This is a genomic window from Corynebacterium kroppenstedtii DSM 44385 (assembly GCF_000023145.1).
Taxonomy (GTDB): Bacteria; Actinomycetota; Actinomycetes; order Mycobacteriales; family Mycobacteriaceae; genus Corynebacterium; species Corynebacterium kroppenstedtii.
Genome location: NC_012704.1, coordinates 2,129,475 through 2,156,264 on the forward strand (window position 1 = coordinate 2,129,475; position 26,790 = coordinate 2,156,264).

A 26,790-nucleotide genomic window follows, 5' to 3' on the forward strand; every position below is an offset into this window, starting at 1 on the left:
GCTAGAGAGAAAAAATGAGGAGCCAACCATGAGTGCAGCTAACCCACCGCTGAGTCCCCAAATCTTTGCCGACGAACTTCACACCCGCGTTGCCACGGCGATCGGCATTCCCGCCGACACGCTGGAAACCGACGCGGACCTCACCGACCTGGGGCTAGATTCGGTGCGCATTATCGACATCGTCGAGTGGGCGCGGCGCCAAGGGTGGGATGCCGAGTTTGCCGACCTGATCGAGGACCCCACTCTCGACGCGTGGGTGGACGCTTTCGAAGAGAGCGACGAGTGATGGTGACTATGTCTGAGACTTTCCCTCGCCATTGTGTGGTTACCGGGGCGCTCGGCGGTATCGGCGCTGCCGTCGTCACCGCTGCCAAGAACGCGGGGTATCGCGTGACCGCCGTGGACCAGGCGCCTCACGGAGAGACCGCCGTGGACCAGGCGCCTCACGGAGAGACCGCGGGTGCAGATGGTGACGTGGCCGGCGTCGGCAATAAAACCGCTGACCTGCCCGTCGATTATGCCCTCGACGTTACCGATGCCGAGGCCGCGCGAACCACGAGCGACCGCATCGAGGCCGACCGGGGACCCATCGATGTACTGATTCACACGGCCGGGATCTTGCGTGCCGACGCCGCGCTCGACGGCGACACCGACGCCATGCGCGCGAGTTTCGAGGTCAACATGTTCGGCGCTGCCCACGTGTGCGCTCCCGTTGCCCAGCGCATGTGCGAGAGAAAACGCGGCGCCATTGTTATTGTCTCCTCCAACGCAGGGACGACCCCGCGTGCAGGCATGGGATCCTACGGGGCGTCGAAAGCGGCGATCACCGCGTGGGCCCGCAACCTCGGCCTGGAGTGCGCACCACACGGCGTGCGCGTGAATATCGTCTCCCCCGGTTCCACAGACACACCCATGCTGCGCGGAATGTGGCCAGCCGGGGAGGACCGCTCGGCTGACGTTATCGCTGGCACACCCGACCAGTATCGACTTGGGATCCCCCTGCAGCGACTGGCGCAACCGGAGGACATCGCCGGGGCCTGCCTGTATCTCGTCTCCGACAACGCTCGCCACATTGTCATGCATGACCTTCGTGTCGACGGCGGGGCGACGCTGGATAGTTAGGCGTTTTCTACGCCCCACTGCTATAATGCGCCCCGTCGTGGATGGCCTGCTCTAGCCCGAGTTCGCGCTGTTCACGTGGGCAATGAGCGCCCGCCTATCGATCTTCCCGTGATCATTGTGCGGGAGCTCCGCCATGACGACGAGGACGCTGGGCACCATGTACTCAGGTACCAGCGCGGCCAATTCGGCTTTCACCTGTTGCGGAATAGTTGCGTGACCAGCGTCGTCACGTCCGTCACCGGCGGTTGCGCTCTCTGAAACAACGATCCCACCGACAAGCGTCGCTTCTCCCCCGGCGCGATCCACAGCCACCGCGGCGTCACTCACCACGTCGAGGCGTCGCAAATGAGTTTCGACACCTCCCAGCTCAACGCGGTTGCCGCGAATTTTCACCTGGTCGCCGATGCGGCCCTCAAAACGGAGCATCCCGCGCGCATCGCGCGACATGACGTCGCCCGTGCGGTACATGGTCCCGCCGTCGCGGTCCGGATGCAGGCTGGGCACGAACGCCTCCGCCGTGACCTCCGGATTGTTGAAATACCCCGCGCCCACCTGGGCACCAGCAATGCAGAGCTCACCGGACTGGCCATCGGGGACCTCGTTCAAGTTCTCATCGACGACGTAAAACACGACGTTATCCTCCGGCCAGCCGACCAGAGTTCCGCCCGTGGAGGATTCTTCATTCGTCGGGTTATGCGGCGCGGACTGGTTTGGCCCGGCAAGGGAATTATCGTCGTGTGCGCTTGGGTCCGCCCATGCTTCGGCGGCCGAAAGGACTCGGTTATCGCTGTTGCTTTCGGAGGTAGGCGCCCTGTTAGCGGTCAGCTCGCTGTCGGGAGTGCCCGCACTGTCGGCAGCAGCCCCCGAATACGGACGGGAGAAGTCCACCCACGCCACGTCCATTGCGGTTTCCGAAGGACCGTAGAGCCCTAACAGTCGACTCGGGAGCACCGCCTGCGCACGCTCGACCAAGTCATTCGGAACAGCCTCGCCACCTAACAACACGTGCCGCAGGCTAGCGAACTGGTCGTAGCCCAGGCCGACGTCGTCAAGGACATCGAACACGACTCTGAGCATGCTCGGAACCATCGACAGCGTCGTCACGGAATACGTTTCGATCATGTCCCCCAGGGCGAAGGGATCGCCGGGGAACCAGTCCGGGCCGGGAATGACTATCCGGCCGGCACAGGCCAGCGGACACAGCAGCTCTGCGACGCCGACGTCGAAACCGATCGGCGCTTTGTGCAACATCCGCAATTCGCCAGCGCTTGCCGACGAATCTGCGTCTTGTCCGAGCGTGCGGACCACCCACTGCAAGTGCGAGGCCACCGCGCGGTGAGGATTCACAGCGCCCTTCGGATTACCCGTCGTACCCGACGTATAAATCAAGTAGCACGGATCGTCCGGCAGGAGTTCGCGTGTGCGATCACTCGCGTGAAATTCTTCCCTGTGGCGGGTGCCGTCGGACGAAAAATACTCTTCTGGCCGCTGAAGTTCCCAGGTCTGGGTGTTATTCGTCGGCGCATTATTTGTTGGTGCGTTATTCGTGGGCACGGATACGTCACCGAGCCCGATCACGACGTCGGGCTGGCAATCATTCACGATGTAGCTAATGCGCTCCGCGGGGTAGCTCGCATCAACCGGCACATAAGCGGCCCCTGCGCGGAGAATCCCCACCATAACGCTGGGGAGCCAGGGGCTTCGGCCAGAGAGCACCACAACGCGTTCGCCAGGGCCCACACCGCGATGACGAAGTTCCCACGCCACCGCATCCGCGTGGCGATCGACGTCGTCGTATGTGAAAGTCAGCTCGCTACCGTCGTCGCGGAAACCGTGAACGGCGGGCTGCTCGCGGTGGTGACGAATGGCCTGGTCAATCATCACATCGACCGTCAAGGGGTCGATCTCTACCGACGGACCGAACGCCCAAGGTGAACTAGCCGACATGAATCTCATCCCTCACTTCTCCCCCGGCCTGCTGTGTGCTTCCAGGCTCGCTATCCGCAGGGCCGTTATCGATGTAACACGCGAGAATCCGGTCCGATACCTCACCCAAGCAGCTGAGATTCGCGAACCCCGGCCCTTGAGCCAGGGCGGACAGCGTCGGCAAGAATAGCCACGGACCCTTGTCGACCGCCAATGGCCACTCTGCGGGGATCGTCGCCGGCCGGTCAGGCGTCGGCAAATGGGGTTTGAGCTGCAAGAAAATACCAATGTTGTGCGCGATATCCGCCTCAGGACACGTCGTCACGATCTTTTCTGCATAAAAATCAGAATCCGTATTCGGGAATAGATCCTTGAACCACAACGGGTTACCACCACGAGCATCAATCACCACATCGGCTGTGGACACCGCATTCGAGACACCCTCGTGCGACACGTAAAGATCCAGCGCACCGTCGCAAGGAACGATGTCGACCACGCGGCCCCGCTCATGGGTGATGTGCCCATAATTCTTCACGGTCTGCTGCACACGCTGGGAAAACACGCCGCGGTCGGTCCGGCGGATAAAGTCCTGCCGCTCCTCCATGCTGAGCATGAACCATTTTTCCGGGTCGGTGTAGAGGCTGTTTTCAAACACACTCTCCCCGCGCGAATACACCGTCGGGGAAGGCGAGAAGATCGCGATGGACTCGCAGGGCATGTGCGCCAACTGATCAACGACGCTGGCTGCGGACTCCCCGCCGCCGATGACCGCCACCCGTTTGTGCAGGGGGAACGTACCGTTTTCCACCTGATCCCACAGCTCGGCGATGGAGAGCACACCGGGGACGTCGGCAAGTCGGCGCGTCGACGGCCCCGGGCCGGTGATCATGACCCCGTCGGAACTCAGGACCGTGGATCCGCCGTCGTTGAATTCGACGTCGCATTGCCATTCCCAGTTGTAGTCGTCGTCGGTGGGCCCGTCGTTCTTATCAGCGTCGTTCCTATCGACGGCGCGAATCGCCGTGATCCGGCCAGCCATCACCCGCATATCCACCGCGCGAGCAACCCAGCGCAAATACTCGGCCCACTCCTCATGCGTCGGACACGGGTGCCCGCGGTCGATCCACTGGGCGTACTTGTCCCTGGAGACCAGGTAACTCATCCAGCTAAATTCCATCAGCGCGGCGTCGACACGCGTGTTGTCCTGCGCCGATTCGTTGGCGATCCGCGTCCGATACGGGAATCCGACATCCTTATCCGGCGGAGTTCCCAGCAGATGATGGCCATTCGTCCAGCCGCCGCCGGACACCCAGTTTCCCCCCACCCCCAATGGGTCCACCGTGACAATCTGGGGCACCTCGTACCCCAACGATTTCAGCACGTATGCCTTCGCCGCCACGGCCACAGCTTTCGGCCCTGCACCCAGGATAACCAGCGTTTTCACTGTCGATGATGTTCTTCCTGCTCGAGTACGTTGTGTTACGGTTAGCCTACCTTTTAGTAACGATCGCGCGAAACACTGGAGAACTACCCGACGATGACCAACACTCCCGAAAGCCAACCCAACAGCCCCAGTAACCACACCTCCACTCACACTATCGACGACGTACGCGGAGATTCCGCCGGCCGCGGCCCGTTCAACCTCTCCGAGCAGGAGATTTACGAGCGTCTACATCGGCTGCGTCGCGACGTACCGTCGTCGGCAATTCTCGACGAACCCCCCCGTATCCCTGAACTAACTGGACGGCTAACCCTGCGGCCGGCGGATCCCACGACCGAGGATCCAGAGACGGTGTCGCGGTGGATGAATCGGCCACACCTCGTCGAAACGTGGGAACAACCGTGGCCCGCTGACCGGTGGAAACGGGATTGGGAAGCCAAGCTTTCCGGCACGTATTCGGTGCCGCTGATCATGCTTCTCGACGGGGAGGAGTGCGGCTATATGGAGATTTACCGGCCGCACCGGGATGAGATTGGGCGTGTGTACGATTCACGACCTCATGACCTGGGGTTTCACGTTGCGGTAGGAGACGCGGCGAAGACCGGGCATGGGGTGTTCCCACCGCTCCTGATGAATTTGTGCGATGAGCTGATTGCCGCGAACCCGCCGAGTGACCTTATTGTCGTGGAGCCCGATTATCGCAACGAGCGGCTGCCGCGGATCGCGCTCATGAATGACTGGGTTGATGGTGGCGAGCGGCAACAGCGCGCTGACCGGCGTGTTCATTTGCTGGGGTATGCGAAAACGGATGAGGCTCGAGAGCGGGTGCTGACGGACAAGGAGTAGGGGCGCCGGTAAAGAGCTGGGGAGCCCGCGCCGAGCTCAGAGGCTGGCGCAACCACCACCCGACGGGGCACTATCCCCCGTTTTTGCTCAATTTCTTAAGGGGTTTAATTATTGGGTCGCGTGAACTAGCATTGGCTTAACAGGTGTTACTTCACTAGACAGGCCAACCTATGTCACCATCGCGTTCTCTCCACCCCAGAACAGCCGCACCTGAGGGCACCCAGTCACAGGGCGACTCCTCCGCACATCCCCGCGGCAACGACCTCGCTTTAGACGTGCAGGATCTCCACTGTCACCTCGGCAGCGGGAAAAACAAGAAAGAGATCCTCAAAGGCATCACGCTCTCGATTCCGCGCGGGAAGGTTCTCGCCGTACTGGGAGCCAATGGCACAGGTAAAACCACACTTATCAACGCGCTATCTACCCTCATCCCCATCAGCGGCGGCAGCGCCACGATCAACGGCCACGACGTCACCTCAGACCCCGCCGGGGTGCGGTCCTCCATCTCGCTGACCGGCCAATACGCCGCCGTCGACAATATGCTCACCGGGCACGAAAACCTCACGTTCTTCGGAACGCTCGCCGGGCTTTCCACGCGCGAAGCCAAAGACAGGGCCACCGAGCTTCTCACCCGGTTCGGCCTCGAGCGAGCCGCCGACAGCCGCGTCGCCGACTACTCCGGCGGTATGCGTCGTCGATTAGATATTGCGTCGTCACTGACCGTGCAACCACCGCTGCTCTTCCTCGACGAACCCACCACCGGGCTCGACCCCGCCAGCCGCAACGACGTCTGGGACATGGTCCACCACCTGCAAGCCGACGGAACCTCCATCCTGCTGACAACCCAATATCTCGACGAAGCCGACCATCTGGCCGACCGGATTGTCGTGCTTGGGGGCGGGCGCGTCCTGGACGAAGGCACCTCTGCCGAGCTCAAGTCGCGCTACGGGTCGTCGGCTGTGACCGTGACATTCCGCGATCCCGCGCTGGCCGAACACTTTGCCGGCATTGCCACCGACCACGGATTCACCGCTGCTCAGGAGAACACCATCGTCCGGCTCGACGCACCCGACGGGCACCGGTCGCTCGTGCGCGCGCTATCCCTCTGGGACGGTTCCGAGGACGACATCACCGACGCCGCGTTGATCCCGCCGACGCTCGAGGACGTGTACATGGCCGTCGCGGACTCGGGCGATGTGGCGCGGACGGATGCGCGGGAGGACAAAGCGTCGGTGGACGCCCGGTCGGACGCCCACACTCCGGGAGGTGACCACCAATGAGCAGCGGAAACACGACCCCGTCGATGAGCAGCTCAGCGGCGATCACGTCGGTATGGTCACGCGACTTCAAACGCGTGATCCGAAATAAATCGGTACTCCCCTCAATTTTTGTGATCCCCGCGATCTTCATCGCCATCTTCTACGGCGCATTCTCGCGAGCCACCGACGGCTTCGGCATCAGCTACGCCACATTCCTCCTGCCCACGGGTATCCTCCAAGGGCTCATCTTCACTGCCGGGGGTTCGTCGCTAGCCGTCGCCCAAGACGCGGAAGACGGAATACACGCGCGAATCCGCACCATGCCCGCGCCCAACTGGTCACTTGTCGCCGGCCGGTTGCTTGCCGACCTCACCCGCGGCGCGATCTCCATCCGTCCCCGTCATCGTGCTCACCGTCCTGATCGGCGCACGATTCCACGGAAGTGCCGTCGACCTGCTGCTTCTTATCCTCCTAACGATCGGTGCAGCGGTGTCCATCAGTGCGATTGCCGACGGCCTCTGCCTTCTGGCACACCAACCGGTCAGCACCTCGCTGATGTTCCAGGGGCTAACAATTCCCATCGTGATGCTATCCACCGCGTTTGTGCCGGCAGTGGCCCTGCCGAGCGGGGTCCGCCCGGTCATCGAACATCTACCGCTCTCCACCATGGTCGACACGTCGCGGTTGCTCATCAACGGTGACTCCCCCGGATCCACCGGTATCGAAGCTCTTTGCTGGATCATCGTCTTCTTAGTCGCGGGAATTTACGGTTTTCTCGCAGCAATATCGAGGAAGCCCCATGTCTAACACACCCGCCACCTACTCGCCGGCAACGTCTACCGCACGGCCTACCCCGCGGGCCACGAAGCCGTCCCCGCGACGAGCACACGCCAGCTGGGCCCACACCACGCGCCTATTCCGACGCTTCGTCCGCACCCGCGCATCCCTGCTGAGCACGATCTTCACCCCGATGCTTATGATCGTGTTACAGTGGGCGCTGTTCGGCGACCTCATCGCCAAAGTCCAGGGGCTCGAGAAAATCGACCTGCTGCCCCTGTGCCTCATGCTCATCCTGGGGTCACAGTGGCTCTACATCCCCGCCAATAGCGCAGAGATCGTGCGCGAACGCCAATCCGGAATCGTCGCACGAGTCTCCACCAGCGCCAGCGGGATCCGGCCACTCATCGCCGGCCAGTGGTTATTCAGTTTCTTGCGCACCATCCTCGCCAGCATCCCCGCACTCGTGGCCTCCTTCGTGTTCGGAATGCGGATCCACACCTGGTCAGCGGCCCTCTGGCTCGTCATCGCCGTGATCGGCGGGGCAATATTCACAGCGACGCTTGTCCTCGCCCTCGGATTCTGAGCAGCCAGTCCCGACGCCACCATGATCGTCACCCCACTCTTCATGGTCGCGCTGTTCCTCTCCGCGGGGTTCGTCCCCGCGACCGCGTTCATCTCAGGCCTTCAGTGGTTCGCGCGAAACAACCCGGTGACCCACGTCATCGAGGCCGAAATAGCGCTCAACGGAGGTGCACTGGCCAACAATCTCTCGCTTACCGACGCTACCTCCGCGATGACGATGTCCGGAATATGGTTCATCGGCGTGATGGTGATGGCAGGACTACTCGCCGTATTCGCGACAACCAGGCACTCCCGAAATACCGCGTAACGAGGGGGAATTGCTCACTTAGCGGTGGCGGGTTTGACTCATGAGCGACCGGGCAGCGGCGTTATAGTTCGCGGCCCTAGGTCAACGCAACGCTCCAATTCGGCGCTCTAGTTCGACGCGACGCTAGCAACCGCTTGGTACGCGTCGGCCGCCGCCGCTTCCGGATCTTCATGGTCGAGCGAATCGTTGAAGATCTCCAACGACACCGGCCCGCTATACCCCACGTTGAGAGCCTTAGCCAGACATTCCTTCACGAGCAGATCGCCATGCCCTGGCCACAGGCGATGGTGGCGTGACAGTTCCTTGACCGGCATGTCCAGGCGTGGGGCGTCGGCAAGCTGAACAAAGAAAAGCTTGGAGGGATCCACAGAATCGATCACCGACGAATCCTCGCCCAGAGCCAGCATGTGGAAACTGTCCAGGCAGACGCCAACATTGGGCAAATCCACGTGGCGAACGATGTCGTAGGCGTGGGCGAACGTGGAGACGAACCGGCCCCATGCCAGGGCCTCGAAGGCAACGCGCATACCCTGGCCTGCCGCGAGCTTCCCGATCTGGCGGAGCTGGTCCACGCGGACCTCGTCGCTATCAACCGACGCGGAGTCCGTGTTGGAACAGACCAGGATCGTGTTCGCGCCGAGCTGTTTAGCGTGGGCGAGCGCAGTTTCGCACCGTCGGAGCCCGTGCTGGAACTCCTTGTCTTTGACGCTCAGGAGGTTCTTGACCGGCTGATAAAGGTCACACGAAAGGCCGAATTCCTTCATCAACGACGTGATGTCGTTCGAGTTCATCGGGCTTTCTTCAATATCCGGGACGAAGAGTTCGACGCCGTCGAAGCCGGCTTTGGCGGCGGCGCGAAGTTTGGCGTCGAGGGTTCCGGGAAGGCTAACGGTTGCGATGCTGAAATGCATGAGTTGTTGACTGCTTCTCCTTGTTGATGTGACAGCGTGGTTGAACGAACAGCTTGTCTACGAGTCCATGCTAGGCCGGAAACCGCAGCGGGGTCGCCGTGGAATTGGGCGGCGCGCACGGGGCCGCAGCGGGGTCGCCGTCGAAACCCCAACTGTGCCCAAAACACGAAAAACCGCGCCTGCATAACGCAGACACGGTGATACCCAGGGCAATGTGCCCTTGTGGGAAGACTACTTGGCCTTCTCCAGGATTTCGACGAGACGGAAGTGCTTGTTCGCCGACAGCGGGCGGCACTCTTCGATGCGGACGCGGTCACCCACGCCAGCGGTCTCGTTTTCGTCGTGCACCTTCACCTTGGAGGTGGTGCGGATGGTCTTGCCGTAAAGGGCGTGCTGGTTACGGTCTTCGAGCTCAACCACGATGGTCTTCTGCATTTTGTCAGAGACGACGTAGCCGATGCGGACCTTCTGGATGCCCTTTTTCTTCTTGTCGTTCACGGTTGCCTCACTCATTACGCCTCATCTCCCGGAGCGCTGGACAGGCCCAGTTCGCGTTCGCGGATGACGGTGTGGATGCGCGCGATGTCGCGCTTCACCGTTCCGAGGCGGCGGTTGTTGGTCAGCTGGCCAGTTGCGTTCTGGAAGCGAAGGTTGAACAGTTCTTCCTTCGCCTCGTGGAGGCGCGTGGTGAGTTCTTCAGCAGAAAGCTCACGGAGCTCATGGGCCGGTGTTCCGGTAGCCATTAGAACTGGTCCTCCTTCTTGACGATACGTACCTTGCACGGGAGCTTCGCACCTGCGCGACGGAGCGCCTCAAGGGCAACCTCTTCGCTGGGGTAGCTCATTTCAAACAAGATGCGGCCTGGCTTGACGTTGGCAATCCACTTTTCGACGGGGCCTTTACCGGAACCCATGCGCACACCGAGTGGCTTCTGGGTCAGGGGGCGGTCCGGGAAAATGTTGATCCATACCTTGCCACCACGCTTGACGTGGCGGTTGATAGCGATACGGGCTGCCTCGATCTGGCGGTTGGTGATGTAGGCGGGCTCGAGGGCCTGAACACCGTAATCACCGAAGGTCACGCGGTTGCCACCTTTCGACACACCACGTCGAGTGGGGCGGTGCTGGCGGCGGTACTTAACGCGCTTAGGGATAAGCATGTTTAGCCCTCCTGCTTCTGCTCTGCGGCGCGGCGACGACGTCCGCCACCACGACGCGGGCGGTCGTTGCGGCCACGGCGGCTGCCACGATCGTCGCGAGCGTTGATCAAGCTTTCACGGCGTCCACCGACAACGTCACCCTTGTAGATCCACACCTTGACGCCGATGCGTCCGAAGGTGGTGTGGGCTTCGAAGGTTCCGTAGTCGATCTCGGCGCGCAGGGTGTGCAGCGGAACGCGTCCCTCGTGGTAGCGCTCGGTGCGGCCCATTTCGGCACCACCCAGGCGGCCGGAGCACACAACCTTGATGCCCTTGACCTGCGGCTGGCGCATTGCGCCCTGGATGGCTTTACGCATGGCGCGACGGAACGCGACACGGTTGGACAGCTGCTCAGCGATGGACTGCGCAACCAACTGTGCGGAGGCGTCCACATTCTTGACTTCAAGAATGTTCAGCTGAACCTGCTTGCCGGTGAGCTTTTCCAGCTTCCCGCGGATGCGGTCTGCTTCGGCTCCACGGCGGCCGATCACGATACCGGGGCGCGCTGTATGGATGTCTACACGGACGCGGTCACGGGTGCGCTCGATGACAACATCGGCGATGCCGGCGCGCTCGAGTCCCTTGGACAGGAAATCGCGGATCTTGATGTCTTCAGCGAGGTAATCGGCGTACTGCTTGTCGGCGTACCAGCGTGAGCGCCACTCAGAGGTGATTCCCAGCCGGAGGCCGTAGGGGTGAATTTTCTGTCCCACTACTGAGCACTTCCCTTCTGGCTTTCGACGACCACGGTGATGTGGCTGGTGCGCTTGCGGACATGGAATGCGCGTCCTTGTGCGCGTGGGCGGAAACGCCGCATGGTCGGTCCTTCGTCTGCCCAAGCCTGCGCTATGACGAGGCTGTTCCGGTCCAGGCCGAAGTTGTTTTCCGCGTTCGCTGCGGCGGAGGCCACAACTTTGTACACCGGTTCGGAGGCCGACTGGGGAGCGTACTTGAGGATGTCAAGTGCTTCCTCGACGGACTTTCCGCGTACGGTGTCGATAACGCGGCGAGCCTTCATCGGGGTGACGCGGACGTAGCGGGCGGTGGCGCGTGCTGACGTTACGGTATCAGCCATTGCTTATCGACGTCCCTTCTTATCGTCCTTGACGTGACCCTTGAAGGTCTTGGTTGGGGCGAACTCGCCGAGCTTGTGGCCCACCATGGAGTCGTCGATGAACACCGGCACGTGCTTGCGTCCGTCGTGGACGGCGAAGGTGTGGCCGATGAAATCGGGAAGGATGGTGGAACGGCGAGACCAGGTCTTGATGACTTGCTTGGTGCCCTTGTCGTTCTGTGCGTCCACCTTCGAAAGGAGGTGTTCGTCGACGAAGGGGCCTTTCTTGAGGCTACGTGGCATTCTCAACTACCTCCTTTTAGCGCTTCTTGTTCTTGTTGCTACGGCGGCGGCGCACGATCAGGCCATCGCTCGGGCGGTTTGGCTTGCGGGTACGTCCCTCTGGCTGGCCCCACGGGGAAACCGGGTGGCGTCCACCGGAGGACTTGCCCTCGCCACCACCGTGCGGGTGGTCGACGGGGTTCATGACGACACCGCGGACGGTCGGGCGGACGCCCTTCCAGCGCATACGGCCGGCTTTGCCCCAGCGGATGTTGATCTGGTCAGCGTTTCCGACCTCACCGACGGTGGCACGGCAGCGCGCGTCGACACGACGGATTTCGGTGGACGGCATACGCAGGATGGCGTACTTGCCTTCCTTACCCAGCAGCTGAATGGAGGAACCAGCGGAGCGGGCGAGCTTGGCGCCGCCACCCGGCTTGAGCTCCACAGCGTGGATGGTTGTACCGGTCGGGATGTTGCGCAGCGGCAGGTTGTTACCCACCTTGATGTCAGCGTTGGCGCCGGACTCAACAACGGTGCCCTGCTTCAGGTTGCGAGGCGCGATGATGTAGCGCTTCTCGCCATCGAAGTAGTGCAGCAGCGCGATGTTGGCCGTGCGGTTCGGGTCGTACTCGATGTGAGCGACCTTGGCTGGCACACCGTCTTTGTCGTTACGACGGAAGTCGATCAGACGGTACTGGCGTTTGTGTCCACCGCCCTTGTGGCGTGTGGTGATGTGGCCGTGTACGTTGCGGCCACCGGTCTTGTGCAGCGGGCGCAGCAGAGACTTCTCAGGGGTAGAGCGAGTGAGCTCATCGAACCCGGAGACAGAGCTCTGGCGGCGACCCGGCGTAGTCGGCTTGTATTTACGAATAGCCATGACTTAGTCCTAACTGTCCGCCTTAGGAGGCAGAACCGCCGAAGATGTCGATGGGATCACTACCGGCTGCCAGCGTCACCATTGCGCGCTTGGTTGACTTGCGACGGCCGTAGCCGAAGCGGGTGCGCTTGGTCTTGCCCTCACGGTTGAGGGTGTTGACGCTGGAAACCTTCACGCCGAAGATCTTTTCCACGGCGATCTTGATTTGTGTCTTGTTGGAGTCCGGGCGGACGAGGAAGGTGTAAGTGCCTTGCTCCATCAGGCCGTAGGACTTCTCGGAGACAACCGGTGCGATGATGATGTCGCGGGGGTTATTTAAGTCGCTCACTTGCTCTCCTCCTTCGTCTCGGCGCCGGTAGCGCGCTCAATGAAGGCGTTGAGGGCCTCGACAGAGAACACGAGGTCGTCCGAGTTGAGGACGTCGTAGGTGTTCAGCTGGTCGCTCGGCAGGATGTGAACGTTCGGGAGGTTACGTGCACTCTTGATGGAGTTGACGTCCTCGCGACCGAGCACAACGAGTACCGACTTGCGGTCTGTGAGGCGCCCGATGAAAGTACGAGCGGCTTTCGTTGAGGGGGTCTGTCCTGGGACGAGGTCCTCGACCACGTGAATGCGGTCGTGACGAGCCCGGTCGGACAGAGCGCCGCGCAGTGCGGCTGCCTTCATTTTCTTAGGCGTGCGCTGATCGTAGTCACGCGGCTGCGGACCGTGAACAGTGCCACCGCCGGTGAACTGGGGCGCACGGATGGACCCTTGGCGGGCACGACCCGTTCCCTTCTGACGGTAAGGCTTGCGGCCACCACCGCGGACCTGGCCGCGGGTCTTGGTGGCGTGGGTGCCCTGCCGACGTGCTGCCAACTGTGCGGTGACAACTTGGTGCAGCAGCGGGGTGCTGACCTCGACGTCGAACACGGACGACGGCAGATCAACGGTGCCGTTGGTCGATCCGTCAGCGGTGTGGACATCTAGCGTTAGATTGCTCATGCGTGTGCACCGCCCTTCACTGCGGTCTTGACGGTAACGAGGCCACCACGGATGCCGGGAACTGCACCCTTGATGAGCAGCAGGTTCGAGTCAGCATCCACCTTGAACAGCTTGAGGTTCTGTGTGGTGACGCGGTTATTACCCATGCGGCCAGCCATGCGGGTGCCCTTGAAGACGCGGCCCGGGGTGGCGCAGGCGCCGATGCCGCCGACGCGGCGGTGGGCAGCCTGGTTACCGTGGGCAGCGCCCTGGCCGGCGAAGCCGTGGCGCTTCATTGCGCCGGCGAAGCCGTGGCCACGGGTGGTGCCGGTGACGTCGACAAACTTGACATCGCCGAAAAGCTCGACGGTGACGTCCTGTCCGACTTCGTAGTCGGACAGGACGTCATCCATGCGGATTTCGGTGACGTAGCGACGTGGTGTCACTCCGGCTTTTGCGAAGTGGCCGCTTTGTGGCTTGTTTACTTTACGGGGGTCAATATCGCCATAGGCGATCTGGATGGCACTGTAGCCATCCTTTTCTTCGGTGCGAATCTGGGTCACGACGCACGGCCCTGCTTCGACGACGGTGACCGGCACAACGCGGTTGTCTTCGTCGAAGACCTGGGTCATGCCGAGCTTGGTGCCCAGAATGCCCTTGATCTGATTTTCACTCATTGATTCTTCTCCGCTACGGTCCAGGCTCACTGAATGTTCACGTCGACGCTTGCCGGAAGGTCGATGCGCATAAGTGCGTCAACGGTCTTCGGGGTGGGGTCGATGATGTCGATCAGGCGCTTGTGCGTGCGCATCTCGAAGTGCTCACGCGAGTCCTTATATTTGTGCGGAGAACGAATAACACAGTAAACGTTCTTTTCTGTCGGCAGCGGTATCGGGCCAACTACAGTTGCGCCGGTACGAGTGACCGTCTCCACGATCTTGCGCGCCGAGGCATCAATTGCCTCGTGGTCGTAGGCCTTGAGCCTAATGCGGATTTTTTGTCCCGCCACGCTTGTCCTCATTCCTAGCATCAATCCTTCCTGGTGCAGCATATACTGCGTCATTCCGGATCTGCTTGTCTTTACTTACATTGTCCGTCAGCGCTGACGCCCGCTTGGAAGCCGGCACAGTGCCAGTATGTGCATGTGATGACGATCCCCCCACTGAGCGGTGCGAACGCACGGCTACACGTGGCTCGCTCCGTCGCTTTTCACGCTGACCGACATGTCTCTATGCCGTGACCGCGTGAGGATCAGGATCGGATCAATGCAGGGAAAGAGGCTCCGCTACCCGCTTTTCATCAATATTGTCGACGAATGGGCTGCGGTCTTTTTCCTACTGCCGCTGTGTATTTGCCATGCTCCCGGCTCGGTTCTGTGGAGGGCGTGTCGCCTTCTCATCTAGTCAGCACCGCGGTCTTATCCCGCCGGTTACGCTTCCTCAGATTCTCTGCGACATCACATGTTGTCGTAGTAGCGGGCCATGAGACCCAAGCGAATCCGAGCGCACTACGGAGGAGTTTGACCACCGTGGATCATGCTCACTTCACCAGCGATGCCTTACCGGTCATCGGTAGTTTCCTTCGCTCTGCGCCATGACACACGCTGGCTGACACACGTCGATAGTGAGTATGAACAGGTTATTGCGTGATTATCACTGCAGACGATGGACTTTCCGGTGTTGCGGGGTGCATCGTGTTAAAGCAACCCGAGTATTAAAACACGTTTACGGACCATGCGCAAACTCTCTTTTCCCAGGCGGGGAAAACATAATCACAGGTAGAGCTCTGTGCGGTTAACTGACAATCGACGTCAGAAAAACCGGGCGTGGCGACGCTTTTCACGAGGGCCGCCGTCAGCGGGTTATACGACAAACGGGTTTTACGACAAAAGTGTGTCCGCGTGCCGGAAAACTGTGGGGGTGAATCGGGGTCTCTTGCAGCCATAAGCAATTAGAATTAAACCAGTCCAGCTTTCAGGGGCCAGTTCAAACTGTGGGGGTATATGAGCGAAAAATGGCCGAAAATTGACCATATTCCCCCGCACTTTTATTTTGGGGCGCATATTCCCCCGCACTTTTCGGCTCCAGGTGTTGATTGCCCGCAGTTTTCCGTCTACCGGCTCTTTCTTCCGTGCGTCGGTGCTTCGCGCCAAAATTCCGACCACATCGGCTTCTGTCATATCACCCATGCCACCGCCACCACGCTCCCCTCACGGACGTGAAGCGTCGGCAATAAGAACGCGGCTCAACGTCGGCCATATTCGTCGGCAACCACCCGGCCAACGCCGACCATGTTCGTCGGCTAAAACCACCCAGACCAACGTCGGCAATAGTCCCGCTCCTCCCAGGGAGGGCATTATCAATAAGGGGATCAGCACGGGATCAGCATGGGTACTGCAAAAGTTGGGAAAGAAATTAAATAACGTTCCGATTACAACTGCAGGTTCGAAGCTATTTTGTCGTTCCGCGGGGCCGAACTTCGCTAGAAAATCTACGTTTTGGCTGGACACGGCCCAAAAACATACTTATACTAACAACGTTGAGATGATCTCAATAGGCAAACTAAGGCTTAGTACTTTGTCGGTACTTTTCGGCCGATCATCCCATCTTGTTAGAAGCTAACCATCCTTTAAGGAGATTTTCGTGAGCGACTCGTCCAACAAACAGAACAACGGCAGCAAGGGCTCCAAGGATCTCGCTAAGTCACAGTCCTCATCCGTGGCTCAGAGCGACAACTCCTCCGCCCTCCAGACCGAACACGGTCAGACCGTCGTTGCAGACACTGTTGTCTCCAAGATCGCCGGCATGGCAGCCCGCGAAGTTTCCGGCGTTCACGACCTCGGTGGTGGCACCGCTCGCATGGTCGGCGCACTGCGTGAGCGCATCCCGGGTGGCCGCGTCAACGTCCAGCAGGGTATTTCGGTAGAGGTAGGCGACCGCCAGGCAGCCGTCGACATCTCCATCGTCGCTGAGTACGGTGTTGCCATCCACGAGCTCGCAGAGGCCATCCGCAAGAACATCATCGTTTCCGTCGAAGCCATGACCGGCCTCGAGGTCACCGAAGTCAACGTCACCGTTCACGACGTTCACCTGGACATCGATGACGACGACGAGGACGACGACGAGCAAGAACAGCCCCGCGTCCAGTAGGAATCGCTACTGACCTTTTATGGATGCTCCGGCATAAGTAGCCTTATCCGGCAGCAGCCGTACACGCGCAGGTAAAATAGTGCAGACATAGCAGTGCAGACATAGCAATGGAAAGGATCCTGTGAGCACTTCCCGCTCCTCACAACAAGGCCACCGCACGTCCGCTGGCTCACGCGAGGGCAAGGATTACACGCAGGATCCCGCCTACATATCGCAACGTCGCACACTGATCCGTCGCTATCACCCCGATCGCGGCGGAGATGCACAAGTGTTCATCCGCAAACTCGACGAACTCGACCGCGAATGGGCGGATCGGTACGCTCCCACTCCTCGTCCAACGACGTCGATGGGGGAGAACTGGGATCGAGCACAAGATATCGCCCGTCGACACACCGATGCCGACGGCCATCTTGATGCTGGAGCTGCAGCCGCAGCGGCTGTGGCGGTCTCCGCACCCACCGCTCGACGCGTGGTCAAGCGCATTCGTCGAGTGACTCGACGGACAACACGCGCGGTACGGACTCACTTGCCGAAAGGTATGCCGGGCGCGGTGAGGTACGCCTCCACTAGTACGCGACCCCGGTAACGGCGCGCCGGTAACCCCGGCTGTTCGGTTGCACTGGCCCGGTAGCACTCCACAGAAGGCGCAGATTGCGAGTCCACCCAACCCTCCTATCCTTCATGGAAGGATCTTCACCAGGAAGGTGAAATCATGAAATACGCAACTCCCATTGGTGTCGTCGTCGGCTTCATGCTGGCGCTCGCCATCATGCTCCAGGGATTTTCCGGCTTCCTCCTTGTGCTCGTATTCTGCGCTATCGGAGGCCTAGCCGGAGCACAATATGACGGTCTCATAGACCTGCGTTCGCTGCTTCGTAGTGGCGGACGAGGCAGGGGCTAAATATGCCTCAACCCTCCACAGTTATCTCCGAGAAAGCCGTGGGCCGGATTGTTGAGCAAGCACTAGCATCCGTTCCCGGGTGCATCCATCACGCAAGTGGACTGGACAAAGTCACGGGGCGCGAACTCCCCCGCTGGGAGATCGACCTCGACTCCGAGAACCGCGCCATGTCCATCGTGGCGCAGATCGCCGTTCGGTGGCCGTCGCCGGTCACGGAAGTTGCCGCCTCCGCGCGGCAAGCGCTGCACTCCTGGGTCGAGCGATACACGGACATTCCCGTTATCAAAGCCGACGTGGCCGTCGCAGCGGTTGTTCCGGGTGACGTCGATAACTCCCAGTCGACGCGCGTGACCTCTGAGGACATTGCGGCACGCCAACACGAGCCCAGCATTGAGGCCGTGACGGCGTCGCCACTAGAGACGCGGGAAGTCACGACGAACAGGCAGGTGACGTCGCTTCTCCATCCAAAGCCGTTTGGAGATGTCACTCTCACGCCCGTGCACGTCAATCGGACTGCTACCGAGCTCATCCATCCGCAGCACACGCGGATCGAACCGTTCAAGGACGTCGTTGCGCATCGCACGCCGGTTATGCCGGTGCCGCCGGTGCACACGCGGAAGGAACTGACTCCGATCTCGGTGAACAGCACCGATGTTCAGTCTCCGGTGACACCTGAGCCGATTAGGCCCACTATCTATCCGTCGGTTGATCGCACGCCCGTTGTGCATGTGAATACCTCCGCTAAACCACGGAAGACCGAGCGCATTGTTACGCATTCGCGTCCGGTGGAGCCTCCGCTGACGCCGACGCCGATCACGCCGAGCATCACGCCGACCGCGAAGCGCATTCCGGTCACGCACTTGGTGGGAGAGATCGGGCCTCGACGCACCGACCCCATCGTGGTGGAGTCCATGCCCATCGAGTCGGTTCGCGCGTACCCGCTGAAGCCGTCTCCGGTCACCGTCGATAAGACCGAGGTCACCCACCCGAAGGCCCCCGAAACGCCTGTTGACCAGAACAAGGTTATGCAGGCGTTGGAGGACGACGAGAAGCAGGCTGTTGCCCATGCTCGAGCAGGTTGGCCACAGCCATTCGCGGAGTCCGATGCGACGAAGAAGCGGAAGGCTAAGGAAGCCGAGCGTGCCGCCCGGGCGCAGCGCCGTCGTGAGCGCAACGCGCGGAAGATCCGGACGGTTGTGTCTCCCGGGACGGTGTATCCGTCGACAATCGGTACCCCAGGGGGCAAAACCCCGAGCTCAGACCGCAGCATTCCTGTGTTACGACGCGACGCTGACGGTGGTTCGAGGAAGGGACAGAAGTAATGGCTAAACACCAACTGAAACCCGAACACGAACCGACACCTGGCAACGCTCAGGCCGGAATTGGCCAATCTCGGGCCGACAACCCTGCCGGAAAAGCGGCGAAGGCCGCGAACGGGAAGGGCGCCACGCCCGGTAAGACCGAAACGAAGGGTGACGCGAACAAGGCTGAGGCAACGTCGGCTGGCACGAAGAAGGCAGATACGAACAAGGCCGCTACGACGCCTGACAGCCGCGCACAGAGCGCAACTCCTAGCTGGAAGAAGCTGAGCTTCCGCCCGGCTAAGGAACCTCGGAAGTCGCCGAGGGCGCGTGGCTGGATGTTCATCCTTGGGCTGGTCTTCCTCGCCGGTGGCGCCGTCGGAATCCGCGAACTCCTTCTGGAAACCGACACGATTAGTGGACCGTCGTGGCTACAACCGATCATCGATTGGCTCAGCCATGCTCACTGGGTTCAGATGTTCCTGATCATCGCCGTTATTGCCCTGATCCTGGGCCTCATTATTCTCATTGCTAGCCTTCGTCCGCGGACCAAGACGCACATCTTGATCGACAACGAAGCCTCCTTGTGGATGCGCCCGGTGGACATCGCCCGTGCCTGCAGCGCTCGTGCAAAAGGCCAGCGTGGCGTGCTCAATGCCACCACCGTGGCAACTGCGAAGCGCGTCACCGTCACTGTCACCGGCGACCCGGACGACCCCGGCCTGTCCGACCGCGTGCACAAGGCATGTCGCCCCGTCGTTCAAGCGGTGTCTTCACAGCCGGATCTCAAGGTTCGGCTTGCCCGACCAAGGAGTGATCAATGAGCCACGGAAAGTCAATATTCCTCCGGATCATTATGATCCTGGTCGCCGCCATCCTCATCGCAGGCGGTCTATGGGGCATCGGCCTAGCCTTGCACCTCACACCAGCCGAAAAGCTCGGTGAGTACGCAGACACCAGCTTCTGGGGCACGTTGACCGATAAGTCCTGGTACCCGACGGTCCTCGGTGTGGCGTCGGCAATCCTGATTCTTCTTGGCCTCTGGTTCTGGTGGTTAATCATCGATCGCCGCCGCGTCACCAAGGTGGAAGCAAAAGAATCTGCCGACAACGGACGAGTCACCGTTCGGCTGGACGACATCGCGTCCGCTGTGTCGCAGGATCTCACCCGGTATGACGGTATTGCGGACTGCAAATACCGCTCTGAGGTGGACCGTGGCCAGAAGGTGCTGACGATGACGTTGCGGTGCGACCCGCATGCCGATCTGGATCATGTGCGGGGCGAGTGCCGCCAAGCAGCGTCGGATATCGTTTCTGCGCTCCCCCAGGAAGACGTGGATACGCGATTCCTCATCCACCTGGATAAAGCGAGCTAGCGTCGCCTGAGGTGCTGTGAGAGCTTCTTCGGCCCCGGGCACACGGGTTTTCGACGTAACGCCGGCTGAACCACTTACTTGGTAGGTGGTCAGCCGTTTTTCATGTGTGCGAGTGGATCGACGACGACCACGCGGTACCAGCGTCGGCAATAAATGCGCATTTAATATGTGAGTTATTTCTCTCCCCGCTACCACGGGTTTTCCTCACCACCGTGGAACAATAAAGTCAAGGTCGCCTTCCTTAGCGTGGCCTGAAGCGTGACCTGAGCGTACACAGACAAAACTACGGCCAGCACAAGGAGAAGAAATGCCACGGCTTCCAATGAGTGATCGTCCCGTCGAAAATCAGTCTGGACACTGGCTCCTGGCGCAAGTGGGTAAGAAGGTCCTTCGCCCCGGCGGGCGCGAGTTGACCGAAAAGATGCTCAGCGCGTTGCCCATTCACAACCATGACGTCGTGGAGCTGGCCCCTGGGCTTGGGAAAACTGCGGAAAAGATCGTGGTGGAAGAGCCGTCCTCCTACACGGGAGTCGACGAAGACCCGGATGCGGCTCACCTGGCTGCGGCGGCTGCGCACCAGGCGGCGTCGGGACATATGCCCGCCAACGCTATTCGGATTCTCCAGGGTCGGGCGAACAACACCACCTTGGACGACGAGTCCGTCGACGTGGCCGTTGGCGAAGCGATGCTGACCATGCAGGGGGATAAGGGCAAAGCGGCCATCATTGAGGAGGTCCACCGGATTCTTCGGCCCGGCGGACGGTACGCCATCCACGAACTCGGCCTCCAGCCCAATGACCTCTCGGATGGCACGAAAACCGAAGTGCGGAAGGCGCTGGCCCGGTCGATCAAAGTCAACGCCCGCCCCCTCACCGAGCATGAGTGGCAGGATCTCCTGACCTCGCACGGCTTCGAGGTTGAGACGACGCACTTCGCCCCGATGGCCTTGTTGGAGCCCAAGCGGATCATTAGCGACGAGGGCATCCTGCGCACCCTCAAGATCGCGTTTAACATTGCGACGAAGCCGAACGTGCGCAAGCGCGTGATGGGGATGCGGCAGACGTTCCAGAAATACGAGAACGAGTTGACCGCTATCGCCATCGTCGCCAAGAAGAAGTAGGGGGATTAGCCGGGTGCCGGGTCTGCCCGGCTTTGCTTGGGTGTACCCGGCTTACTCGGGTTTACTGAGCGGCCGGGGCCGGAGGGAGGAACGGCACGACCGCGCTCGGGACCGGAACACTCTCCGGTACGGCGTTGACGATCGGCTGGCCGATGTTTGCTAGAGCCTCGTCGCGCATGGCATTAACCGTCGGCCAGAAGGGCGAAGAATTGCCTATAGGACCAAAGGTGTTCGGAGCATAGCGATCCTGGAAGTCCTTAAAAGCGGCGTTCCTATACGTGTCGAACGCCGATTGGGCAACCGCGCGGGCGGGATATGACGTCAACGCGGCGGGTGCAGATTCGTTGGCTGCAGGGGCGGGGGCTCCGGACGCGGGGATGCCCACACCGTCCAGTGCTAAGGGATTCCACGGCTGGTTGGTGAACGCACCCTGCACATCGTCGGTCAACTGCTGCGACGGCCCGTATGTGCTTGCGGAGACGGAGAAGAACGGGCCGAACGACGCCGACGCGTTCACGGAGCTGCGATCATCGGACCATCCCCACTTGGTGCCCACGCCGGGCAGCGGTGCAGTGCCGTAGTCCTGCGTGTAGCCGTCGGCAGCCACGGGAGATGCCGTCGCTAAAGCAGAGAGGACAGGGCCGAACGGATTCTCGCGCTTCTTTGCCTCCAGATAAGCGACCGAATCCGCCGTTGACGTCGTGCTGTTGCCCCAATGAGGAGCCCCGTGGGTATCCGCCAGGTGGTACTTTCCCGCGCGGTCGTTGATGCTATTCGGGTATTTGGCGTAGAGCTCACTCGCTATATTGTCGTCAGAGAAGCGGAACATCTGAGTGGCCTTGGCCTGGTCTTCGGGCGTGCCGTGCTCGAACACATAATCCGCGATGTACATCTTCACCAGCGACAAACCTGGGCGCGACTCGTGCTCGTTCGCAGTTCCCACGTGGTGACCGGTCAACGTGCTCTGGAAGGAAATCTGAGTACGCCCCGGAGCGGCGATATTTCCATTCTGGTCAACGTTGGACATCGGGGCTGCTGAGGCATTACTTGGCAACGCAAGCGTCGGCGCGAACAACGCCGCAGCTGCAATGACGGCGCCTGAGAGCACACGGATCCGGCGTCTTGGGGATGTGGGGGCACGGTGGCGGCCAGTGTGCAGATATTGCGAAAGGATGGACATGGGGATCCTTCGGGAAATGAGGGAACTATCTAGGTCTACTTTATATATCCCCTGTGCCCTACAAATGCGTTTCTGTCTTGTTGCTGCACAAACGCGAATAGGGTTGAGAGGCTGCTCGCCGGCCAGGCCCCGCGATTTAGGGTTATTCGACAAAAGTGTGTCCGCATGCCGGAAAACTGCGGGGGAATATCAGGGTCGGTGGTGAAAACTGCAGGGGAATATGGTCAAAAATGGCCGAAAAGTGACCAAATGCCCCCGCACTTTTATTCGAGGCACATATCCCCCGCACTTTTCGGCTCCAGAATTCTGTCCGCACCGCCTTTTGCTACTTACCCCTGTTTCCACGACCACTAGAATCCGCCCCGCCCCGTCTGCACATAAAGAAAACCCCGCCGCACGGAGCAGCGGGGGACCTCTCAGCCCTCGGTTAGAAACCGGGGAGAGTTGTCAGAGGTTCTTACTTGTTGATCTTGGTCACACGACCGGCGCCAACGGTGCGGCCACCTTCGCGGATAGCGAAGCGGAGGCCTTCGTCCATAGCGACCGGCTGGATCAAGGTGACGGACATGTCGACGTTGTCGCCAGGCATAACCATCTCGGTGCCCTCCGGGAGCTTCACAACACCGGTAACGTCGGTGGTGCGGAAGTAGAACTGCGGGCGGTAGTTGTCGAAGAACGGGGTGTGACGGCCGCCCTCGTCCTTGGACAGGACGTAGACGGAACCCTCGAACTCGGTGTGAGGGGTGTATGCGCCGGGCTTAGCCACGATCTGGCCACGCTCAACGTCCTCACGCTTGGTACCACGGAGAAGCAGACCACAGTTGTCGCCAGCCTCTGCGTAGTCGAGCTGCTTGCGGAACATCTCGATACCGGTGACGGTGGTGTTCTGGCTCTTCTCCTTGATGCCCAGAATTTCAACATCATCGTTGATGTTCAGCTTGCCGCGCTCCACACGACCGGTGACAACGGTGCCGCGGCCGGTAATGGTGAAGATGTCCTCAATCGGCATGAGGAAGGGCTTGTCGGTTTCACGAACCGGATCCGGGATGGACTCGTCGCAGGCATCCATGAGGTCGAGAATGGACTGCTCCCACTTCTCGTCGCCCTCAAGAGCCTTCAGAGCGGAGATGTGAACGATAGGTGCATCTTCGTCGAAGTCCTGCTCAGCGAGGAGTTCACGAACTTCCATTTCGACGAGCTCGATGAGGTCCTCATCATCAACCATGTCGCACTTGTTCAGAGCAACGAGGATGTAAGGAACGCCAACCTGGCGAGCAAGAAGAACGTGCTCGCGGGTCTGAGGCATCGGGCCGTCGGTAGCAGCGACGACGAGGATCGCGCCGTCCATCTGGGCAGCACCGGTGATCATGTTCTTGATGTAGTCGGCGTGGCCCGGAGCATCCACGTGAGCGTAGTGACGCTTCGGGGTGGAGTACTCGACGTGAGCGATGTTAATGGTAATACCGCGCTCTTTCTCCTCCGGCGCCTTATCGATGGCGTCGAAAGCGAAAGCCTGGTTCTCTTCGGGGTACTTCTCCGACAGAACCTTGGTGATAGCAGCGGTAGTGGTGGTCTTACCGTGGTCAACGTGACCGATGGTACCGATGTTTACGTGCGGCTTGCTCCGATCGAACTTAGCCTTCGCCACTGTTTGTCCTCCTGGACTTCTCGGTGGCTACGACGTTCGCAGCCACGGGTGGTGTTACCTTTCGCAGAAACACTTTCACCTTGTTAACCCTGGTCATCGTCGATCATAAAGTGGTGTCGACACTGGTCAGGGTCAATAGAAGGTGACTCTACGAGAGGTGATTTAAATATTGCCAGTTACAGCATAATAAAGGGGTAAGGCAACGTATTTCAAGCTGCCTCCGACCTTGATTCTATGGTAACGGCCACCACACACTATTCACATCACACACTCCTGTGATGTGCTGCTGTGATTCACTGCGCATTAACAGCAACTTTTCACAGCATTTTGTGGATAGTGCCTGGCTAGCCCTTACCATGCGTTGCCCTTCGTCGACCCTGTAACCCGATCGACGAGGGGCTGTAATGGTGAGGGTGCGCGGATTACTTGTTACCCGTGCGCTCCGCGATGATCTCCTGCGCGACGTTCGTCGGAACTTCCGCGTAGGAATCGAAGATCATGGTGTAGTTTGCACGACCCTGCGTCTTCGAGCGGAGGTCACCAACGTAGCCGAACATGGACGACAGCGGAACCGTGGCCTTGACGACCTTGGCGCCGGAGCGGTCCTCCATGGAGTGGACCTGGCCACGACGTGCGTTGACGTCGCCGATGACCTCGCCCATGTACTCCTCAGGAGTGATGACGTCCACAGCCATCATCGGCTCGAGCAGAACCGGCTTCGCCTTCTGAACGGCTTCCTTGAGCGCCTGAGCACCGGCGATCTTGAAGGCCATTTCAGAGGAGTCGACCTCGTGGTACTGACCGTCGACCAGCGTGGCCTTGATGTTGACCAGCGGGAATCCGGCCAGCGTACCGTACTGCATGGCGTCCTGGATACCGGCGTCGACAGAAGGAATGTATTCCTTCGGCACGCGGCCACCGGTAACGGCGTTCTCGAACTTGTAGGTCGCGGACTCGCCCTCTTCGAGCTCGTCCGGGTTGGGCGCGTAGGGCTCCAGCGAGATGATGACCTTCGCGAACTGACCCGAACCACCGGTCTGCTTCTTGTGGGTGTATTCGTACTTCTCGACGGGCTTGCGGATGGTCTCGCGGTACGCAACCTGCGGGGCACCCACGTTAGCCTCGACCTTGAATTCGCGCTTCATGCGGTCCACAAGGACGTCGAGGTGGAGCTCACCCATACCGCCGATGACGGTCTGGCCGGTCTCTTCGTCGAGCTTGACGGTGAATGTCGGGTCTTCTTCAGCGAGGCGCTGAATAGCGATACCGAGCTTCTCCTGGTCAGCCTTCGACTTCGGCTCGATGGCCACCTCAATAACCGGATCCGGGAAGTCCATGGACTCCAGAATGATCTGGTCATTGGCATCACACAGGGTGTCACCGGTGGTAGTGTCTTTCAGGCCGATGAAAGCGTAGATGTTTCCGGCCTTGGCGACGTCCATCGGGTTCTCTTTGTTGGCGTGCATCTGGAACAGCTTGCCGATGCGCTCCTTGTGGCCCTTGGTCGAGTTCATGACCTGCTGGCCAGGCTCGACGGAACCGGAGTACACGCGAACGAACGTCAGCTTACCGAAGAACGGGTGGGCGGCGATCTTGAACGCCAGAGCGGAGAACGGCGCATCCACGGAGGGGTGGCGTGTCAGCTCGACGGACTCGTCGCCGACCTTGTGGCCGTGGACCTCTCCGACGTCGAGCGGCGTCGGCAGGTACCAGTTGATGGCGTCGAGGAGCGGCTGAACACCCTTGTTCTTGTAGGCGGAACCACAGAACACGGGGAAAATCTCGGAGTTCACAACCATCTTGCGGATGGCCTCGTGGATCTCGTCGGTGGTGAGTTCCTCACCGGCGAAGTACTTCTCCATGAGCTCTTCGTCGGACTCGGCGACGGCCTCGAGCAGCTTCTCGTGGTACTCGTCGGCCTTGTCCTTGAGGTCGTCCGGGATTTCCTCGATGGTGGGCTCTGCTCCGACGTCGACCTTGCCGCGCCAGGTCATGGCGTTCATGTTGATCAGGTCAACGACGCCGTCGAAGTCATCTTCAGCACCGATGGGGAGCTGCATGACCAGCGGCTTTGCGTGGAGGCGGTCGACGATGGTGTCGACGGTGTAGTAGAAGTCCGCGCCCAGCTTGTCCATCTTGTTGACGAAGCAAATGCGTGGGACGTCGTACTTAGCGGCCTGGCGCCACACCTGCTCGGACTGCGGCTCAACACCTTCCTTACCGTCGAACACGGCGACGGCTCCATCGAGGACGCGCAGTGAACGCTCAACCTCGACGGTGAAGTCGACGTGGCCGGGGGTGTCGATGATGTTGATCTGGTTGTCTTTCCAGAAACAGGTGACCGCGGCGGACGTAATCGTGATGCCACGCTCTTTCTCCTGCTCCATCCAGTCAGTGGTGGAAGCACCATCGTGGGTTTCACCGACTTTGCGGTTGATACCCGTGTAGTAGAGGATTCGTTCGGTTACGGTGGTCTTTCCGGCATCGATGTGGGCCATGATGCCGATGTTGCGGACCTTATGAAGGTCAGAAAGCACTTTTTGTGCCACTGTGTACCCCAACTCG

The 26,790-nt window shown here is 60.5% G+C and carries 32 protein-coding genes; 14 read left to right on the forward strand and 18 right to left on the reverse strand.

All coding sequences use genetic code 11. The annotated features are described in order from the left end of the window. The first annotated feature begins 28 nt into the window (after window positions 1–28). Window positions 29–286 carry a phosphopantetheine-binding protein gene (locus tag CKROP_RS08965; RefSeq protein WP_012732425.1) on the forward strand — a complete coding sequence of 86 codons (258 nt, stop codon included), beginning with the start codon at window positions 29–31 and terminating at the stop codon, window positions 284–286. Window positions 287–294: 8 nt separating this feature from the next. Then, on the forward strand, window positions 295–1,122 hold the full coding sequence (locus CKROP_RS08970; protein WP_012732426.1) for an SDR family oxidoreductase: 828 nt from the start codon (window positions 295–297) through the stop codon (window positions 1,120–1,122). Between the two features lie 51 nt (window positions 1,123–1,173). Here CKROP_RS08970 and CKROP_RS10875 read toward each other — a convergent pair whose 3' ends face one another. Together CKROP_RS10875 and CKROP_RS08980 are read right to left on the reverse strand one after the other, a co-directional pair. Beyond that, window positions 1,174–3,069, reverse strand: a complete 1,896-nt coding sequence (locus tag CKROP_RS10875) for an amino acid adenylation domain-containing protein (protein WP_012732427.1) — start codon at window positions 3,067–3,069, stop codon at window positions 1,174–1,176. Next, window positions 3,059–4,492, reverse strand: coding sequence for a SidA/IucD/PvdA family monooxygenase (locus CKROP_RS08980; protein ID WP_012732428.1), 1,434 nt, complete (start codon window positions 4,490–4,492; stop codon window positions 3,059–3,061). Before CKROP_RS08980 ends, CKROP_RS10875 begins: the two co-directional genes overlap by 11 nt. Before the next feature lie 93 nt (window positions 4,493–4,585). Here CKROP_RS08980 and CKROP_RS08985 point away from each other — a divergent pair, with 93 nt between their 5' ends. The 5 genes from CKROP_RS08985 (at window position 4,586) to CKROP_RS09005 (ending at window position 8,263) form a co-directional block, all read left to right on the forward strand. Next, a complete protein-coding gene (locus CKROP_RS08985) occupies window positions 4,586–5,335 on the forward strand; it encodes a GNAT family N-acetyltransferase (protein WP_012732429.1) in 750 nt (249 codons plus the stop codon). Window positions 5,336–5,505: 170 nt separating this feature from the next. Next, the gene (locus tag CKROP_RS08990) at window positions 5,506–6,615 is read left to right on the forward strand and encodes an ATP-binding cassette domain-containing protein (RefSeq protein WP_012732430.1); all 1,110 of its coding nucleotides are present in this window, start codon (window positions 5,506–5,508) and stop codon (window positions 6,613–6,615) included. Between the two features lie 339 nt (window positions 6,616–6,954). Beyond that, window positions 6,955–7,401 (forward strand): hypothetical protein, encoded by a 447-nt coding sequence (locus tag CKROP_RS11770; protein WP_052292417.1) that lies wholly within the window; start codon window positions 6,955–6,957, stop codon window positions 7,399–7,401. Continuing rightward, on the forward strand, window positions 7,394–7,957 hold the full coding sequence (locus CKROP_RS09000) for an ABC transporter permease (protein WP_012732432.1): 564 nt from the start codon (window positions 7,394–7,396) through the stop codon (window positions 7,955–7,957). Before CKROP_RS11770 ends, CKROP_RS09000 begins: the two co-directional genes overlap by 8 nt. A gap of 21 nt (window positions 7,958–7,978) precedes the next feature. After that, window positions 7,979–8,263, forward strand: a complete 285-nt coding sequence (locus CKROP_RS09005; protein WP_012732433.1) for a hypothetical protein — start codon at window positions 7,979–7,981, stop codon at window positions 8,261–8,263. A 107-nt stretch (window positions 8,264–8,370) separates the two neighbouring features. Here the strand turns inward: CKROP_RS09005 and CKROP_RS09010 are convergent, their stop codons facing one another. The 13 genes from CKROP_RS09010 to CKROP_RS11510 form a co-directional block, all read right to left on the reverse strand. Further along, window positions 8,371–9,174: a sugar phosphate isomerase/epimerase family protein gene (locus CKROP_RS09010; protein ID WP_012732434.1), complete on the reverse strand. Its 804-nt coding sequence runs from the start codon at window positions 9,172–9,174 to the stop codon at window positions 8,371–8,373. A 231-nt stretch (window positions 9,175–9,405) separates the two neighbouring features. Beyond that, window positions 9,406–9,687 carry a 30S ribosomal protein S17 gene (gene rpsQ / locus CKROP_RS09015; protein ID WP_012732435.1) on the reverse strand — a complete coding sequence of 94 codons (282 nt, stop codon included), beginning with the start codon at window positions 9,685–9,687 and terminating at the stop codon, window positions 9,406–9,408. Beyond that, window positions 9,687–9,917, reverse strand: coding sequence for a 50S ribosomal protein L29 (gene rpmC / locus CKROP_RS09020; protein WP_012732436.1), 231 nt, complete (start codon window positions 9,915–9,917; stop codon window positions 9,687–9,689). The genes rpsQ and rpmC overlap by 1 nt, the downstream gene beginning before the upstream one ends. Beyond that, window positions 9,917–10,333: a 50S ribosomal protein L16 gene (gene rplP / locus CKROP_RS09025; protein WP_012732437.1), complete on the reverse strand. Its 417-nt coding sequence runs from the start codon at window positions 10,331–10,333 to the stop codon at window positions 9,917–9,919. The genes rpmC and rplP overlap by 1 nt, the downstream gene beginning before the upstream one ends. Before the next feature lie 2 nt (window positions 10,334–10,335). Continuing rightward, a complete protein-coding gene (gene rpsC, locus CKROP_RS09030; RefSeq protein ID WP_012732438.1) occupies window positions 10,336–11,085 on the reverse strand; it encodes a 30S ribosomal protein S3 in 750 nt (249 codons plus the stop codon). Next, on the reverse strand, window positions 11,085–11,447 hold the full coding sequence (rplV, locus tag CKROP_RS09035; protein ID WP_012732439.1) for a 50S ribosomal protein L22: 363 nt from the start codon (window positions 11,445–11,447) through the stop codon (window positions 11,085–11,087). The genes rpsC and rplV overlap by 1 nt, the downstream gene beginning before the upstream one ends. 3 nt (window positions 11,448–11,450) lie before the next feature. Further along, on the reverse strand, window positions 11,451–11,729 hold the full coding sequence (gene rpsS, locus CKROP_RS09040; RefSeq protein ID WP_012732440.1) for a 30S ribosomal protein S19: 279 nt from the start codon (window positions 11,727–11,729) through the stop codon (window positions 11,451–11,453). A 16-nt stretch (window positions 11,730–11,745) separates the two neighbouring features. Further along, window positions 11,746–12,588, reverse strand: a complete 843-nt coding sequence (gene rplB / locus CKROP_RS09045) for a 50S ribosomal protein L2 (RefSeq protein ID WP_012732441.1) — start codon at window positions 12,586–12,588, stop codon at window positions 11,746–11,748. A 22-nt stretch (window positions 12,589–12,610) separates the two neighbouring features. Beyond that, window positions 12,611–12,916 carry a 50S ribosomal protein L23 gene (gene rplW, locus CKROP_RS09050; RefSeq protein ID WP_012732442.1) on the reverse strand — a complete coding sequence of 102 codons (306 nt, stop codon included), beginning with the start codon at window positions 12,914–12,916 and terminating at the stop codon, window positions 12,611–12,613. Next, window positions 12,913–13,572, reverse strand: coding sequence for a 50S ribosomal protein L4 (rplD, locus tag CKROP_RS09055; RefSeq protein ID WP_012732443.1), 660 nt, complete (start codon window positions 13,570–13,572; stop codon window positions 12,913–12,915). The genes rplW and rplD overlap by 4 nt, the downstream gene beginning before the upstream one ends. Next, window positions 13,569–14,228, reverse strand: a complete 660-nt coding sequence (rplC, locus tag CKROP_RS09060) for a 50S ribosomal protein L3 (RefSeq protein WP_012732444.1) — start codon at window positions 14,226–14,228, stop codon at window positions 13,569–13,571. The genes rplD and rplC overlap by 4 nt, the downstream gene beginning before the upstream one ends. A 26-nt stretch (window positions 14,229–14,254) precedes the next feature. Beyond that, entirely contained in the window at window positions 14,255–14,560 is a 306-nt protein-coding gene (gene rpsJ / locus CKROP_RS09065; RefSeq protein WP_041628918.1) for a 30S ribosomal protein S10, read from the reverse strand. Between the two features lie 1,200 nt (window positions 14,561–15,760). Beyond that, window positions 15,761–15,907 carry a hypothetical protein gene (locus CKROP_RS11510; protein ID WP_169302970.1) on the reverse strand — a complete coding sequence of 49 codons (147 nt, stop codon included), beginning with the start codon at window positions 15,905–15,907 and terminating at the stop codon, window positions 15,761–15,763. 361 nt (window positions 15,908–16,268) lie between these two features. Here CKROP_RS11510 and CKROP_RS09070 point away from each other — a divergent pair, with 361 nt between their 5' ends. From CKROP_RS09070 to CKROP_RS09100, 7 genes are all read left to right on the forward strand, one after another. Beyond that, on the forward strand, window positions 16,269–16,700 hold the full coding sequence (locus CKROP_RS09070; protein ID WP_041629601.1) for an Asp23/Gls24 family envelope stress response protein: 432 nt from the start codon (window positions 16,269–16,271) through the stop codon (window positions 16,698–16,700). 121 nt (window positions 16,701–16,821) lie between these two features. Beyond that, window positions 16,822–17,286, forward strand: coding sequence for a hypothetical protein (locus CKROP_RS09075; protein WP_012732448.1), 465 nt, complete (start codon window positions 16,822–16,824; stop codon window positions 17,284–17,286). 126 nt (window positions 17,287–17,412) lie between these two features. After that, entirely contained in the window at window positions 17,413–17,601 is a 189-nt protein-coding gene (locus tag CKROP_RS09080) for a DUF2273 domain-containing protein (RefSeq protein ID WP_012732449.1), read from the forward strand. Between the two features lie 2 nt (window positions 17,602–17,603). Next, a complete protein-coding gene (locus tag CKROP_RS09085) occupies window positions 17,604–18,923 on the forward strand; it encodes an Asp23/Gls24 family envelope stress response protein (protein ID WP_012732450.1) in 1,320 nt (439 codons plus the stop codon). Further along, window positions 18,923–19,726 (forward strand): DUF6286 domain-containing protein, encoded by an 804-nt coding sequence (locus tag CKROP_RS09090; protein WP_012732451.1) that lies wholly within the window; start codon window positions 18,923–18,925, stop codon window positions 19,724–19,726. The genes CKROP_RS09085 and CKROP_RS09090 overlap by 1 nt, the downstream gene beginning before the upstream one ends. Continuing rightward, window positions 19,723–20,277, forward strand: a complete 555-nt coding sequence (locus CKROP_RS09095; RefSeq protein ID WP_012732452.1) for an Asp23/Gls24 family envelope stress response protein — start codon at window positions 19,723–19,725, stop codon at window positions 20,275–20,277. The genes CKROP_RS09090 and CKROP_RS09095 overlap by 4 nt, the downstream gene beginning before the upstream one ends. Window positions 20,278–20,584: 307 nt before the next feature. Next, window positions 20,585–21,397 carry a class I SAM-dependent methyltransferase gene (locus CKROP_RS09100; RefSeq protein WP_012732453.1) on the forward strand — a complete coding sequence of 271 codons (813 nt, stop codon included), beginning with the start codon at window positions 20,585–20,587 and terminating at the stop codon, window positions 21,395–21,397. Between the two features lie 61 nt (window positions 21,398–21,458). On the opposite strand, the gene CKROP_RS09105 is transcribed toward CKROP_RS09100, so the two are convergent. The 3 genes from CKROP_RS09105 to fusA all read right to left on the reverse strand — a co-directional run bounded on the left by CKROP_RS09105 (window position 21,459) and on the right by fusA (window position 26,774). Continuing rightward, window positions 21,459–22,577 (reverse strand): hypothetical protein, encoded by a 1,119-nt coding sequence (locus CKROP_RS09105; protein ID WP_012732454.1) that lies wholly within the window; start codon window positions 22,575–22,577, stop codon window positions 21,459–21,461. A gap of 457 nt (window positions 22,578–23,034) precedes the next feature. Then, window positions 23,035–24,225, reverse strand: a complete 1,191-nt coding sequence (tuf, locus tag CKROP_RS09110) for an elongation factor Tu (RefSeq protein ID WP_012732455.1) — start codon at window positions 24,223–24,225, stop codon at window positions 23,035–23,037. A gap of 422 nt (window positions 24,226–24,647) precedes the next feature. Further along, window positions 24,648–26,774 (reverse strand): elongation factor G, encoded by a 2,127-nt coding sequence (gene fusA, locus CKROP_RS09115; RefSeq protein WP_041628919.1) that lies wholly within the window; start codon window positions 26,772–26,774, stop codon window positions 24,648–24,650. Window positions 26,775–26,790 lie beyond the last annotated feature (16 nt).